Origin of the sequence: Neptuniibacter sp. SY11_33, assembly GCF_047778025.1 — a bacterium.
Lineage (GTDB): Bacteria > Pseudomonadota > Gammaproteobacteria > Pseudomonadales > Balneatricaceae > Neptuniibacter.
The window spans coordinates 572,991-588,148 of record NZ_CP180543.1 but is presented as its reverse complement, the minus strand read 5'-3'; the positions used below and the strand labels follow the sequence as shown (position 1 = coordinate 588,148).

At 43.9% G+C, this 15,158-nt stretch carries 14 protein-coding genes; 3 read left to right on the top strand and 11 right to left on the bottom strand.

The genetic code is table 11. From position 1 onward, the window contains the following. Window positions 1–209: 209 nt before the first annotated feature. The 4 genes from ACMXYV_RS02515 to fliS form a co-directional block, all read right to left on the bottom strand. Window positions 210–1,583, bottom strand: coding sequence for a sigma-54-dependent transcriptional regulator (locus ACMXYV_RS02515; RefSeq protein WP_415890213.1), 1,374 nt, complete (start codon window positions 1,581–1,583; stop codon window positions 210–212). Between the two features lie 10 nt (window positions 1,584–1,593). Next, window positions 1,594–2,697, bottom strand: coding sequence for a sensor histidine kinase (locus ACMXYV_RS02510; protein ID WP_415890212.1), 1,104 nt, complete (start codon window positions 2,695–2,697; stop codon window positions 1,594–1,596). Window position 2,698: 1 nt separating this feature from the next. Next, complete coding sequence (locus ACMXYV_RS02505; protein ID WP_415890211.1) at window positions 2,699–4,120, bottom strand: sigma-54 dependent transcriptional regulator; 1,422 nt, start codon at window positions 4,118–4,120, stop codon at window positions 2,699–2,701. A gap of 191 nt (window positions 4,121–4,311) precedes the next feature. Next, window positions 4,312–4,716, bottom strand: a complete 405-nt coding sequence (gene fliS, locus ACMXYV_RS02500) for a flagellar export chaperone FliS (RefSeq protein ID WP_415890210.1) — start codon at window positions 4,714–4,716, stop codon at window positions 4,312–4,314. 154 nt (window positions 4,717–4,870) lie between these two features. On the opposite strand from fliS, the gene ACMXYV_RS02495 reads away from it, so the two are divergent. Genes ACMXYV_RS02495 through ACMXYV_RS02485 form a run of 3 tightly spaced genes read left to right on the top strand, consistent with a single transcriptional unit; the run spans window position 4,871 to window position 7,927 of the window. Further along, window positions 4,871–6,292, top strand: a complete 1,422-nt coding sequence (locus ACMXYV_RS02495) for a mannose-1-phosphate guanylyltransferase/mannose-6-phosphate isomerase (protein ID WP_415890209.1) — start codon at window positions 4,871–4,873, stop codon at window positions 6,290–6,292. Window positions 6,293–6,346: 54 nt separating this feature from the next. After that, window positions 6,347–7,210 carry a glycosyltransferase gene (locus ACMXYV_RS02490; protein ID WP_415890208.1) on the top strand — a complete coding sequence of 288 codons (864 nt, stop codon included), beginning with the start codon at window positions 6,347–6,349 and terminating at the stop codon, window positions 7,208–7,210. A gap of 3 nt (window positions 7,211–7,213) precedes the next feature. Continuing rightward, complete coding sequence (locus tag ACMXYV_RS02485) at window positions 7,214–7,927, top strand: class I SAM-dependent methyltransferase (protein ID WP_415890207.1); 714 nt, start codon at window positions 7,214–7,216, stop codon at window positions 7,925–7,927. On the opposite strand, the gene ACMXYV_RS02480 is transcribed toward ACMXYV_RS02485, so the two are convergent. The 7 genes from ACMXYV_RS02480 to ACMXYV_RS02450 form a co-directional block, all read right to left on the bottom strand. Further along, window positions 7,924–8,835 carry an NAD-dependent epimerase/dehydratase family protein gene (locus ACMXYV_RS02480; protein ID WP_415890206.1) on the bottom strand — a complete coding sequence of 304 codons (912 nt, stop codon included), beginning with the start codon at window positions 8,833–8,835 and terminating at the stop codon, window positions 7,924–7,926. The genes ACMXYV_RS02485 and ACMXYV_RS02480 overlap by 4 nt on opposite strands. Window positions 8,836–8,864: 29 nt before the next feature. Then, entirely contained in the window at window positions 8,865–10,151 is a 1,287-nt protein-coding gene (locus tag ACMXYV_RS02475) for an aminotransferase class I/II-fold pyridoxal phosphate-dependent enzyme (protein WP_415890205.1), read from the bottom strand. A 9-nt stretch (window positions 10,152–10,160) separates the two neighbouring features. Continuing rightward, window positions 10,161–11,135, bottom strand: coding sequence for an NAD-dependent epimerase/dehydratase family protein (locus ACMXYV_RS02470; protein WP_415890204.1), 975 nt, complete (start codon window positions 11,133–11,135; stop codon window positions 10,161–10,163). Continuing rightward, window positions 11,132–12,457, bottom strand: a complete 1,326-nt coding sequence (locus ACMXYV_RS02465; protein ID WP_415890203.1) for a nucleotide sugar dehydrogenase — start codon at window positions 12,455–12,457, stop codon at window positions 11,132–11,134. The genes ACMXYV_RS02470 and ACMXYV_RS02465 overlap by 4 nt, the downstream gene beginning before the upstream one ends. A gap of 109 nt (window positions 12,458–12,566) precedes the next feature. Continuing rightward, complete coding sequence (locus ACMXYV_RS02460) at window positions 12,567–13,205, bottom strand: glycosyltransferase family 2 protein (RefSeq protein WP_415890202.1); 639 nt, start codon at window positions 13,203–13,205, stop codon at window positions 12,567–12,569. After that, a complete protein-coding gene (locus ACMXYV_RS02455; RefSeq protein WP_415890201.1) occupies window positions 13,206–14,297 on the bottom strand; it encodes an N-acetylneuraminate synthase family protein in 1,092 nt (363 codons plus the stop codon). Further along, entirely contained in the window at window positions 14,284–15,147 is an 864-nt protein-coding gene (locus ACMXYV_RS02450; RefSeq protein ID WP_415890200.1) for a sugar nucleotide-binding protein, read from the bottom strand. The genes ACMXYV_RS02455 and ACMXYV_RS02450 overlap by 14 nt, the downstream gene beginning before the upstream one ends. Between the last annotated feature and the right edge of the window lie 11 nt (window positions 15,148–15,158).

Genomic DNA, 15,158 nt, shown 5'->3' with positions numbered 1-15,158 from the left:
TAGCTTGATTGTTTTAGTTCTAAAATAACCCCAGATCGCTCTACTCCAATATTATTATTCTACGAGTCAGTTTGAGGCTTTATATCAGTACCTAGATTTATACAGAAGGGGTAGCAGGGCTCTGAATTAGACATTGGTATATCCAGTGTAAGACCTTAGTCTCTACAAGCTTTTTTTCAAAGCACTCAAACGGGATCTTTTTAAGCGACTTAACGACCAAGCAGCTTATCTAAATCTAAGCCTTGTTCACGCATCTTAGCCAGCTTGTATCGTAGAGTTCGCGGGCTTATCCCAAGATTCTCAGCCGCTTCTTTACGACTTCCATGAGTCGCTTTTAGGGCATCAATAATCAGCTGAAATTCTCGCTGACGAACGCCCTCTCCCAACTGTCCTGAAAGATCTTCATCTTGAGCAGTTTCTTGATTCACGTCAGGTACAGTTGTCTGCGAAATGTCTTCAGGATTGAGCATAAGGTCCGCAACACCGATCTCAGTGCCGGATTGAAGTATCAAAGCTCGCTGTACAACATTATCTAACTCACGAACATTACCCGGCCAAGAATAGTCAGTCATCAAACGCTTAACATCATCAGATAAGGCAACAGATGTACGCTGCATTTTCTGGCAATACTTGCCAAATAAGCGCTCAGCTAAAGGCACTATATCAGCCGAACGCTCACGCAAAGGCTTCCATTGCAATGGAAATACATTAAGACGATAGAAGAGATCTTCTCTGAATTTACCTTCGGCGACATAGCTATCTAATTTGCGGTTTGTAGTGGCCAACACACGGACATTAAGCTTGATAACTTTACGCCCCCCTATGCGCTCAACTTCTTGCTCCTGCAGTACACGAAGTAACTTTGCCTGCAATCCCAGATCCATCTCTGAGATCTCATCCAGCAATAAAGTACCTCCATCAGCCTGCTCAAACTTACCAGGCGCACTTGCATAAGCCCCCGTAAAAGCCCCTTTCTCGTGACCAAACAAGGTAGCTTCAAGCATATTTTCAGGTATTGCTGCACAGTTAATCGCAATAAAAGGCTTTTTTGCTCGCGCAGAGTGATTGTGAATATATTGGGCCAATACCTCTTTACCTGTACCCGACTCGCCAGAGATTAGTACAGTAGAATCTGACGCTGCAACACGCCGTGCCAACTGCAGCAATTGCTGACTGCTAGGCTCTTCAGCAATTGGCTGCTCCATTTCACTGGCTACCGCCTCCCCAACTGCAAAACGTCGCACTGACGAGATTAGGGCGTCTGAATCAAACGGCTTCATTAAGTAATCAACTGCGCCAGCTTTGATGGCCTCTACCGCTTTACTTACCTGCCCAAAAGCAGTAATCAACATGACCGGCAATGCAGGATAAGTCTCGTGAATTTTATCTAACAACTGATGTCCATCCATACCCGGCATATTGACATCGGTCACGACCATAGCCACCTGTTGGCGCGTCAAAATATCCAAAGCAGTTTCTGCATCTTCAGCTTCCAGATATTCAAAACCTGCTAATTCCAATGTATCGCAAAGCGCTTCGCGTAACTCGTTATCGTCTTCAACTATTAATATACGATTAGCCATTGCAGATCTTTTAACCCTCTTCCGAAGCAGACGTTATTGCCGGCAAAATTAAACTGGCGACAGTTCCCTGACCCAGCAGAGAATTAAGTAAAAATTGACCATGATGTGCGTGCGCTACAACTTGAGCTACCGCTAAGCCCAATCCTGTACCATGAGATTTCGTGGTATAAAATGGTTCGAGCGCCCGCTTCAATTCATCTGCATCCATTCCTGGCCCTTGATCAATAACATCAATGCGCAACTTTCCTTCTTGATCAGCAAAGCGAACCATTAACTCGGCCCCTTTGCCGCAAGCTTGCAAAGCATTCTCGATCAAATTACTACAAACACCTAAAAGCGCTTCTTTATTACACTGCAAAATATATTCAGGCACAGTGTTCACACAGTCACAATCAGCATCGTAGTGTACCAATGGTACATCGAGCATATCTTCCAGCTCTGCCATCAACACTTTAGAGCTGATCTGCTCATCTAAACGCATTTCACCACGCGCAAAAATTAGCATATCCCGAACTTGCTGCTCTAAATTAGTTAGGCGCGATTTAGCCTTACTGGCAAATTTCTGGCGCTGTTCTTGTAGTAGGTCTGGGCGATTCAAATGATCAACATAGAGCAATGCAGCCGAAAGAGGCGTTCGAATTTGATGCGCCAGTGACGCCATCATTCGCCCCATTTCAGACAGACGCTGATAGTGAGAAACACGCCCCTGAAGGAGGCGTGTTTCAGTCTGATCCGTTAAAACCACTAACTGGCCCGGTTCATTATCCAGCGCTCGCGTCATTAGACTAACTTTACGACCATCTTTTAATGAAACTTCATGACCATCATCATTCCGAGGAGCAAAGCTACGTTCAATTATTTTGAACCACGGCTCTCCTTTAACAGGAGACCCTAACAAGTTTTCAGCGACCGAATTTACTTCCGAAATAACCCCTGAACCATCAATAATAACGACGCCAACAGGCATTACGGACAACAGATGTTGAAAACGATCATTAAGGTACTGACTATTTTGACTTTGACTCGCTTCAAGTTGAGCCAATTTTATCTTACTAGCAGACAGCTCATTTTCTAATTGTTCTATGCGCTGTAAATACTGATCTTTGCTGGACATATTACTTACGCTGCATCCCATATTTACGCATTTTTTCTACTAAAGTGGTCCGTCGGATATTCAACGTCTCCGCAGCCCGAGCAACCACATTGTCATTTACAACAAGCGCTTGCTCCAACAAACGCTGTTCGATTGTTTCCAAATGCTTTTTGAGATCAAGTCCGTCCTCTGGCAGCTTATCCAGTTCTACAGATTGAGGGACACCCCCTCCTTTTAGGGAAACAGCATTGTCGGCTTGCTCGTATAATTCAGGATTTGGCTCAGGAACATTCTGAAACTTAGGCGGCAGTTCAGAAACACCAACTACGCCATTTGGGTAAAGGATCGCCATACGCTCAATTAAGTTGGAGAGCTCACGTACATTACCCGGCCAAGGGTGCAATTGCAGAGAGGTTATCGCGCTATTTTGAAAACGCACCGAATCTAAACCTTGCTCTGGAAGTCGACATGATAACTCTTCTATAAGTAGATTCAGGTCGCCTGCTCGCTCCCTGAGTGGTGGCATCTCTATAGGGAAAACATTCAAACGGTAGTACAAATCTTCCCTAAATTCGCCCGTTTCGATCATCTCTTCCAAGTTTTTATGCGTTGCTGCGATCACGCGAATATCAGCATCTAAGGTTTTAGTTCCACCAATGCGTTCGAACTTACGCTCCTGTAGAACTCGAAGAAGCTTCACCTGCATAGACAGCGGCATATCCCCGACTTCATCAAGAAAAAGCGTACCCCCTTGAGCCAATTCAAAACGCCCAGGTCGACTAGACACCGCTCCCGTAAACGCCCCTTTTTCGTGACCAAACAACTCACTCTCAAGTAGATCTGCAGGGATCGCCCCACAGTTTATAGGAACAAAAGGACCATTCTTACGTACTGAGTGGTCATGCAGGCTTCGAGCAACAACCTCTTTACCTGTGCCTGACTCACCGGTAATCAATACATTTACATCTCTTCCGGCTACTTGAGACATCGCCCGCCTGACTTGCAACATTGGCTGACTAACACCCACCAATCCAGAGAAAAGATCCACCTGAGCAAGCGACGCATCATCTGCTCGCAATCCAAATAACTGAGCTCGATGCAAGCAATCTAATAATTGCTGATAGTTAAACGGAATAGAAAGTTGTCCAACCACACACTGACGTAATGGATCAGGCAGCTCTATAACCTCTGACCATTCGCCCAACGTCACCACAGCAATAGAAGCAAACTTATCCTGAAGATCTTTAACAAGTTTTTCTAGAGAGATAGGGAGCTGACTTTGACCAAGCAATACCACGTTGATTTGAGCTATATCAATCTCACTATTTGATTGGAACCAATCAACAAAGCCGCAAAATTCACACGGCTGATCGAGAAAAGAAAAAGCGGAATTCAAAAGCTCCCGCCGACTTAGATCATCATCTATGACTAAAACCGAAGACATGCCTAACCATTATTAAAAGCTGCTTGTTAATAATGCTAATAATTAACCCAGACAGGCAAAATGTCAATAAAATGTCACCAAAACAACCACACCAAAGAAACGATATTTTTTTGACATTACTTACAAATAGACACAAAAAAACCGCAGATACGCGGTTTTTTTAACTAAGAATAAAAGAGAAACAATAAGAATCACTTCTCTCCTATTTGAATCTCATTTGGCATTTCAGCCCAGCCTTGCTTGATCTCTAACATAAGGTTCATCACTTCCTGAACCTTGTCAGCATCGTTCTGACTATTTGCAGACATAATAGAACGAAGCATATAGTCATACAGAGCATCTAGGTTGGCAGCAACCTCTCCTCCCTGCTCAAGATCCAAACTACCCTTTAGACCAACTACAATCTCCGATGCTTTGTTTAGATGCTGCGTCCTTTCCTCAATGCTTTCCCTCTCGATAGAGCCCTTTGCTTTGGCCAAAGCTCCAAGTGCGCCGTCCAAAAGCATTGAGATCAATTTATGTGGACTTGCAGTCTCAACTGTTGCTCTAAGATCTACACTTTGGTACTGCTTTAAAGCATTAAGATTAACGCTCATATATAACCTGCTTTTTTACGATTAATTACTAAGAATATAATAAACAATAGATCGGCCTAATAGATATATCCTTTAAGAAAAAAATAGTCACGCCGTTAAAATAAGGAAATAATAGCGATCTTCTTAATTAATCCGCTGATATTCAGGTACAGATATGATTATACCCGTCATCATGGCAGGTGGTGCAGGTACGCGCTTATGGCCTCTTTCCAGACAGCAAAAGCCAAAGCAATTCCTAAACTTAATTTCACCTGACCACAGCATGCTACAGACAACATATCAGCGCATTTCAGGCCTGAAGTGGAATAAGTCAATACTGGTTTGTAATGAAGAGCATCGCTTTCTTGCAGCGGAACAAATCAGAAAACTAGAGATGACCTCCAGGACTGATATCATTCTTGAACCTGAGGGTAGAAATACAGCCCCCACCGTTGCATTAGCGGCAAATCATGCTCAAAGCAATGTTGGATCTGCAGACGGTGAGCCTATCTTACTTGTCTTGTCTGCAGATCATGAAATAAACGATATTTGCGGTTTCGAAAAAGCCGTGAGCAAAGCGATAACACTGGCTAAGAAAGGGAAATTAGTAACATTTGGCACCATTCCTTCACGACCGGAAACCGGCTATGGATATATAAAGAGCGGAGCTGCAGAGGATGAGGGTTTTGAAGTCTTAGCCTTTGAAGAAAAACCTGATCTGAAGAGAGCCTCTGAATTCCTCAATACGGGAGGTTATCTATGGAACACAGGCATGTTTATGTTTAAAGCCAGCACATACCTCTCTGAACTGCAAAAGTATGCTGGTGACATTCATAAAGCATGTGAACAAGCATACCAAAAGAAAGCTCATGACCTTGATTTTGTTCGGGTCGGTGAAAGTGAGTTTATAAATTGCCCATCCAATTCAATCGACTATGCCATCATGGAGCATACAAAGCTCAGCAGTGTAATTCCGATTGACGTTGGCTGGAGCGACGTAGGCTCCTGGAAAACGCTCTGGGATTCATCTGATAAAGACTCCGATAATAATGTTATCTTAGGCGACGTACTTACAACTGATACACAAAACAGCTACATCAGAGCCGAAAACCGTTTGGTAACTACAATCGGTGTCAATGATTTAATTGTGATTGAATCACAGGACTCCGTTCTGGTTGCACCTAAATCCGCATCAGAGAGGATCAAGGATATTGTTACCCAACTACAAACAAACAATCGGCATGAGCATATTAGTCACCCTTTAGTTCACCGTCCTTGGGGCCATTATTATTCAATATTTAAGCAGGATCGGTATCAGGTCAAACACATCACCGTAAAACCCGGTGCTAAGCTGTCTACTCAAATGCACCACCATCGCTCCGAGCACTGGATTATTGTCAGTGGCGCAGCACAAGTGACTAAAGGCGAACAAAGTTTTCTTCTTTCCGAAAATGAATCCACTTATATTCCCATCGGTACCATTCATGCCCTTGAAAATCCGGGTTTAATTCCTCTCGAGTTAATTGAAGTACAAGCAGGCCCTTATCTTGGCGAAGATGACATCATCCGCTTTGATGACCGTTACGGTAGAAGTTAACTAATACCAGTTTTGGCCGATATATCGAATATACCTTACACAAGATTTAACCCGATGAATTCACCCCAGAATCAAGATGACTCACAAACAAGTAATTCAGTATCAGCAGTTGTGTGTAGCTGGAATGCGGCTGACTCGATCGTTGCCTGCCTGAAAAGTCTCCGAGAAAACGGCGTCTATGAGATTATTTTGGTCGATGCAGACTCTGAAGACGGTACTCAAGAATTGGCCAAACCTTATGTAGACTGTATTCTGCAAGATCAACGCCAAGGCCTGGGAGCGGCAAGAAACCTCGGTATAGAAGTTGCCTCAGGTAGGTTCATCCTAAATTGCGGTTGTGACAATATCATGCCGCCAGGTAGCGTTCGGTCTATGCTCGATTACATGAGCGAAACTGCCGTGAACGGTGTATCTGCGGTCACCCATCTACAACCGGAAGGCTATCTGAGTCGTTCACTAAATGAGTATAAAAAAACCCGTTTTTTCCCTGGTGTCAGAAACTATATAGGAACACCGAGTCTATTCCCCGCAGCAAAGCTGAAAAGCCACCCATTCGACCCCACATGCTCCTGGTCAGATGACTCTGAATTATGTGACCGGTGGCGAGTAGTTTATAACGCCAAATTCGCCATATCAGATTCTGTTATTTATGAAAGCAACCCTTCATCGCTCAGCGAAATCAGCGCTCGCTGGAAGAATTATGGCCGGAGCGACTTTGAAATTTACACTAAGAACGGCCCCGATTGGTCGATAGGGCGAAAAATTCAGAGCCTCCTTTACCCCTTCAGAGAGGAACTCATCAAGCCATTTATCAAAATAAAAGGGCTGCAGCGATTCACCACTTTACCTTTTCTTATTTACATTACATCAAGCCGATACATCGGCTGGGCCAAATGCGCTTTGCGCAGTAGCAGGTAACCCATGAGCAAGAATCAAACAGCTGAATTTTCAAATGAATCAACACGTTACACTGCATCCTATCTGGACTTGCCACATGGTTTAAGTGTTTTGAATGAATACCAGATTCTAGAAAACCTGGAAGCCGATAGCGTGCTTGATGTTGGCTGTGGTAATGGAGCTAATCTAGACTACCTATCAAAACAACTGGGTGCTAATGGGGTCGGTGTCGAATTATCCGAGGATGCTGTATCGCTTCTTAAAAAGAAGCACCAACACAACGCTCAACTAAGTTTTACTCAAGCCAGTGCCCACGCACTTCCATTTGAGACTGAACAGTTCGATCTGGTAACTGCATGGTCAGTGTTACACTGGGTCGGCCGAAATGAGTACCTTCAAGCGATAGGTGAGCTTCTTCGCTGTAGCAAAAAGTATCTACTCATCATGGACTTTGTCGCGGCAGAAGATTATCGGACTTCATACAATCACGACCCACGATTTTTCACCTATAAACAGGATTTCGCTGAAGCTGTTAGCTGCTCTGGGATTATGGAACCGATACTTGAAAAACGCTGGTATGAATCAAATCAAACACAGGGAGAAATCATAGAGATTACTTCAGATCAGTTGAACCCATTTTACGATAACCCGATAAGCTATTACGCCCGAAAACTCGTTCTTTTTAAGAAGAATTACGACAAACTGCCGCTGTGTTCTGCTGAAGATTTTGTCAATTAGCGATTAAGAACTTCATGGCGGTAGTGATGAATCATCGCTTTTATCCCGTCATCAAGATCAATCCTCGGACGCCAATCAATATAACTTTTAAGCCTATCCACCGTCATATAGCGGACGGCCTGACCATCTGGTTTTTTGTGATCCCAGTTAATACTGCCTTGGTAACCTGCTTGGTCCGCTATTTTGACAATCAACTTACGTAAACTGAGAGGATTTCCGGAACCTATATTGATAGGAGCGCTTGATTCTATTATGGAGGCGCTTTGTATTATTGCGGAGACGGCATCATCGACATGTAGAAAATCCCTTACAGGTTCCCCTGTCCCCCAACAGGTAACTTCTTCCACCCCTGAATGAGCTGCATCGACAAATCGCGCCACATTCGCTGGAAGGACTCTAGCAGTATCAAGGGAGAAACTCTCCCCCGGCCCATAGACACTGTCGAGAATAAGATTAATGCTGTTGAAGCCAAACTGCTGCCGAGCTAATTCAGAATGGACAAGCATGGCTCGTTTAGCATAAGCATATCCCAGCACAGGAAGCGCCGGCTGGCCGTCAAACAGCGAAGACTCCAAATAAGGCGCTTCAGCTTCTGCTGGATAACAATTGATACTAGCAATATTAACAAGCTTGCCTACCCCATTACGTCGAGCCGCACGTAACAGTTGAGTATTCATCAAGAGGTTATTTTCATATACCTCGGCTCCATGAGCCTGCATATAACCTATCCCTCCCACATCTGCGGCCAGATGGAAAATCAGGTCAAACGACTCGCTTTGCAAACTAACCTCAATTTGCTCATAGTATAATAGATCACATTCACTCGAGCGCAGAGCTTTCACCTCTGCGCCTTCCTGCATCAGGGCTGCACAGAGATGCTTACCAATAAAGCCACCACCTCCGGTCACCAATACACGCCTACCCTGAAAACGCATCTTTACGCTACCGCGCTAACGAATGATCTGAAAGCATCGATTATATAATCACGCTGCTCAGCCTTAATCATGCTATGACAACCGATAAAAAAGCCACTTCTTGTCATTAGCTCAGTATGTTTCAGGTCTCCCGCTATTCTTATAGCTGGGTCATCACGATAAGCCGGCTGAAGAGCAAGGTTCCCTCCCATAAATGCCCTTGTTTCTATATTCTTGCTTTCCAGGAAACGTACTAATTCCTGACGCTTAAAAGGTGCATCGTCACGCACAATAATAGGATAACCATAAAACGAGTGCAGATAGCTCTCGGGCACGTAAGGCAGTTGTAAAAACGACGAAAGCTCTTTCAATTGTTCGGTATAAAACTCAGCATTATTAATACGATCTTGTGTCAGTGCATCTAATTTCTTTAGCTGCTCAATTCCCAAAGCTGCGCATATGTCAGTCATTCGTACGTTATAGCCGACTTTCTCAAAGACATAGCGTTCATCATATTCATTCAAAAAGCCATCACTGTAATAGAATCGGTCCTGTGATGAATCATATTCAGTCAAACGGCCAAACTCTCGCGTAGAACGCAGAATCTTTTCTAATCGGCTATCCGACGTCATCACCATTCCACCCTCACCCGTGGTCATGTTATGAGCCACGAAAAAACTATAAGTGGAGATAAGTCCGAAGGAGCCTACTCGCTGACCGTCAATGGCCGCAGCATGAGCTTCACAACAATCTTCCAAAACCGGGAGGCCATGCTTCTCAGCCAGTCTATTGATAGCAGGCATATCTGCTGCCAGACCCAGAGAATGAACCGGCATTATTAGCCCTGTATTATCATTAATCGCATCAGCGATCGCATCTACTGATATGTTGTGAGTATCACTGTCTATATCAACAAAAACGGGCTTAAGCCCATTTTGCAGAAGCGGTGAGATAACCGTAGTAAAAGTCGCTGCCGGGACGATAACTTCAGCTCCTGGCTTGACATAACCGGCCTGTAATAATGCATTGATCGCCAGCAAGTTGGCAGAGGAGCCAGAGTTAACTGCAATGCCATAATCGGTTCCAATATATTCAGCATAATCGGCTTCAAACTGGCGAACCTTTGGCCCCATTGAGAGCCACACATCCAACAATGAACCAATCGCATTATTGATCTCTTTGTGGTCAAACACTGGGTAACCCACACCAATACGACTTTGACCCGGAATGAAGGTTTCTTGTTGCATATCGGCAGAGAAATACGCTTCGACAAGCGCAAATATCTGGTTTCGGATTTCAGATTTATTCATCAGTACGCCTTAAAACTTATTTTTATACCAGTCGTAACAGGCTTTCAGGCCTTCGTCCAAGCTTACTGAGGCCTCATAACCAAGTTCCTCAAGCTTCGTTACATCAGGGCACCTTCGTTTAACACTGCCCTGGAAGGAAGCTTCAGCGAGGGTGTCAGTAGGAGAGCCGGTAATTAAAAGCAATTTTTTAGCTAATGCCTCTATGCTAATCTCTTCTTGTTTCCCTATGTGATAAATTTCTCCACATGTTTTAGCGGACTCCATCACCAACTGGGTTGCCTTGACAGCGTCATCAACATAACAAAAAGCTCTGGACTCATCCGCGCCAAAAACCTTAAAAGGAAACTCTTTTTTTACGATTCTTTCTATCATCTGGGGGACAACGTGTTTGAATCCCATTCTTGGACCATAAACATTGTGGTAACGGATAATAGAAAAGTTTGTAAGCCCGTGAGCCTGTGCATAACAGTTAAGTGCGACCTCACTGACCATTTTGCCTGCTGCATAACTCCAACGAGGGTTGGCTACATCATCAATCACCAGCGGAACATTCTCAGGGGTCGGAACAGGAAAATCATTTCCGAGCAACGATAAAGTGCCCGCATAGGCTTCCGAACTCGAAGAGAAAACAATTTTTGCTTGTGGATTGGTTTTTAGCCATTCCAATAGGTTGAGTGTACCTAAAACGCCTACCCTTAGAACCTGATCAGGAATCTCGTAAAAATTACCTGTGCCATTAATAGCGGCGAGGTGATATACCTGATCAAAATCATTATCAAGCTCCACAAACAACCCGGGGTCTGTGATATCCCCCCTGACTAAGGTAACATTTTCTCTCTCGATAACTTCCTTCAGCTCAGCATCTCCTGAATACTCTCTGGCAAAATTATCGACAATATATAACTCATGCCCCTCTTCGGCGATCTTTCGCGATAGATGGAGGCCGATAAAACCTGTTCCACCGGTTATGAGTACTTTACTCATACGCCCACCCCCAAGTATTCCACATTATCTAACTCATCAAACATGTTCTTCTCAAGCATTCGCCACGCGTCATAAAACAGGCAGGGTTGGCGCATTTTCGAAGTAATCATATAAGGATCGATCTCAGTGTATGATGCATGATTGTTCATCAACATTAATACATCAGCACCAGACGCTAACTGCTCAAGTGAGGCTGAGACCTCAAAACCCAGAGTTTCCAGCTCAGTATCTGAAATAACCGGGTCATAGACCTTGATAAGCGCCTCTGGATAATTGGCAGAAAACTGCTCCAGCAACCATATAGAAGTAGATTCTCGAAGATCCGATGTCTCAGGCTGGCCTTTGAATGCCAAACCAGCTATGCCTATGGTCACCTGATCCATTGGCTTTTTAATCACCTGAAGTCGCGCAGCTATCCGATTAACAATATCCGCAACAATTTCTTCATTAATACGTCGGCCCTCCAGTAACAGACTTGCATCTGCTCCTGCTTTCTTTGCCGCATCCGCAAGTATATATGGATCCTTAGAGAGGCAAGCACCGCCGACACCTGGGCTGGGAACCGGAATAGAGTTTCTCGGATAATGAGTATTGGCACAATCAATTAATTCATTAGCGTCCAGCCCCATAGACTCACAAATTTGCGCTACTTGGTTCGCATATGAGAAGCGTAAATCACGATAGGAATTATCCATCAATTTCACCATCTCAGCAGCTTCTAGACTGGAAACAGAAAGAATCGTAGGTGTTAGTTTTGCAAACATCTGAGAAGCTTTCTGAATCGAAGCCTCATCAAAGCCACCAATTACCTGTGGATTCTTTTCCAATTCCTGTATCGCATTCCCCTCGATAGTGCGCTCTGGCACAAAAGCAAAAGAAAACCCCTCTCCCACTTTCAAACCAGAGTTCTTCTCAATTTCTGGAATGGCAATCCTGCGACTGGTGCCGACAGCAACTGTTGACCTGAGGGCAATTAAGGCTCCTTGCTGAACATGCCCACCCACTTCTTCCAAAACCTGACCGATATAGTCCGTATTAGGTTTTTTACTGCTTTTATGTAAAGGTGTACCGACCGAGATGATATATGTATCGACCTTACCAACATCCATCAGATTCTGACTTAATCGAATCTTACCAACTTTGACATAATGCCTGAGAAGAGGCGCTAAACCTTTCTCAGTAAAGTGCGGAATTCCCTCTTTTAACTGTGCCAACACAGCAAAATTTTTTTCGACTCCAATAACATTAAAGCCTTTCTTCGCAAGGGCAACACTTAACGTTAATCCAACATAACCCATTCCCATGACCGCAACGCTTGTCATGAATACTCCTTAGTAAACGGATGAAATCTATAGCTTATATTTCGGCCTAATGACCCTAAACATAAGAGGAAATACATATCAGGAGATAGACCTTCGTGTAGAGGCAAGGTCAAAATCGTTTAAAAAGCCCTTTGAGCATGGCTTTCAGGATATAAACATCTGCTTTGAAACTACCGCCAAATCGCGATTCGTCTTCACGCGGCATTACGGGTACCGGGTATTGCTTGACAATACGTTTTGTACGAATAGCCCTGATCAATAACTCAGTACCACAAGATTTATAGGTATCAAAAGCACCATTTTCGCGCCAGATAGCGATATTATAAGCCTTCATACCGCACAGCGGATCTCGAACCCCCCACAACGTACTAGTGACTATAGAAAAAAGTCTTTCTGACCAGCGCTGTGTTTCCGAACGAAACCCAACCACACAATCAGCCACCTGCATTTGCTTTAAAAATTCTGGCAATACATCTCCTGGGTGCTGACCATCACCATCCATTGTTATAACACAGTCGAATCCCATATCAGCTGCATACTCAAATCCCCGATTAATTGCCCCATCGTAGCCGAGATTATGCTGAGCAGAAAGTACTGTAGCACCTGCCTTCTCTGCCTTTTCTGCTGTTTTATCGCTGGAACCGTCATCCACAACAATAGCCTGCAACGCAAAAGCTAACACCTCTGATACAACGGAGGAAATGGTCTGCTCTTCGTTGAACGCGGGAATTACAACAGCCGTTTTCATTTATAGTTTACCAACCAGATCTGGTCTCAGGTGCTCACCTTTAACCATATCCTGCCTTAACGATAACCCGATAACATCCTGCAACTGATAGGGCAAGAAAGCGTCTACTGGCGCGGGCCGTAGACATTCTAAATCAGCTTCGACTAACACTTCACCTGCTTTCATGTCTCTGGTTAAACGAACAGACCTTCGCTGCAAAACAACTGTCTCAGCTTCATTAGCTTCCACTTTTTTTATGGGGGAACCTAACGCCGCTTCCAACTCTCTTGTGCGATCAACCATCTCTTTCCAGGTAACCGGATTCATTGAGAATTTGTGATCAGGTCCATTTCTCTGATTGTCATCAGTAAAATGTTTCTCTATAACTCGAGCACCTAAAGCAACCGCCCCCAGAACTGTGGAATGACCGGGAGTATGATCACTTAGACCTAATACTAACTCTGGAAACAGAGTCCGGTAGGTTTTTAAGACATTCAGATTGATATAAGCAAAGTTTTCCAAACTAGCCGTGTAGTTGGTATTACACTGCATCAAAACTAGCTTTGGATTAATCTTAAGACAAGCCTCCACAGCGGCAACAACATCTGCCAGTTCAGACGCGCCAGTGGCAAGAAAGTAGGGTTTATCTTTCTTAGCAATATGCTCAAGCATCGCATGCCAGGTAATATCACCCGAACCTATCTTATGTGCGGGAACAAATTGATCAATATAATCAGCCAAGTCAAAATCATAAGGGCTGGTAAAGAAATCGATCTCAGCTTGCTTACAGGTATTAACCAGTTCTTCAGTCCAGTTTAAATCGACTTCAGCATCAGCATAAACCTCATAAACAGATTTCTTCCAGGTGGACTGGTGCGATTGCTGCCCTCCCAATGACTTAAAACCAAAGTCGCTGACGATGGTATTGGCTTTAAAATGCTGAAACTTAGCTGCATCGGCTCCCGCTTCTGCTGAAAGCCATATCAATTCTTTAGCCTTTTCAAGATCACCATCATGATTTGCGGCAATATCGGCAATAAAATAGGTAGGATCTGACTCTGAAATAGAATGTGAATTAACGATCAAAGGTGAGTGTGTATTACTGATATTCATCTATAATCCTGTCCAATTCTTGCTCCAGCGAAGGCAGATTGGTATTAAAACTATTTTGGTAGTGGCTAACATCCATTCGCATATCATTTGGGCGCCTTGCTTTCAAGGCAACCGACTCCACTGTTGCTTCGCTAAGATACCCTTCATCAAAACCAAATTTTCGCGCTATTGCAAACGCCAATTCGGCTTTAGAAAAACCATCTGACGTACCCAAGTTATATATACCCGGTTTAAAATCCACCAACCTGCATTGAATTTCTTCACATAAACTCGCTATGGATAACGCATTGATATAAACATCATTAAAGACCGGGATCTGTTTCTTTTCCCGTATAGCCTGTATCACCCAATCAGAAAAACTAGACCTTCCATCTATCAAACTTTTACCAAAAAAGTTGACCCTTAATACCAACCCTTCAGCGCGCAGAACCGACTTGTCAGCCAGCAATTTTGTCAGGCCATAAACATTGATCGGGTAAGCATTCCCTTCTAGGTGAGGTCCGATTCCTGAATACACTTGATCCGTTGATATGTGAATAAACTTTATTGTCTTAGGTAGAATGCTCTCCACAGCAGAAATACATTGATCGACAAACTCTGTATTTATCTGGTAGGCCTTATATGGATCTTCTTCACAGGCATCTACATTGGTCAGCGCTACTAAATTAACAACATGAGAAATCTGTTTTTTACTAAGAAACTCAGTCAACTCTTGGACAAACGCCCCCTTCAACTGAAGATCATGCGTTTCGGATCTGCCTGCTGTATAACAGTTCCATTTCATTTTATTGAAGCTCTGCATTAATGCACTACCCAGTAGCCCACTCCCGCCCAATACAAGAACATTCATAATGGTCGTCC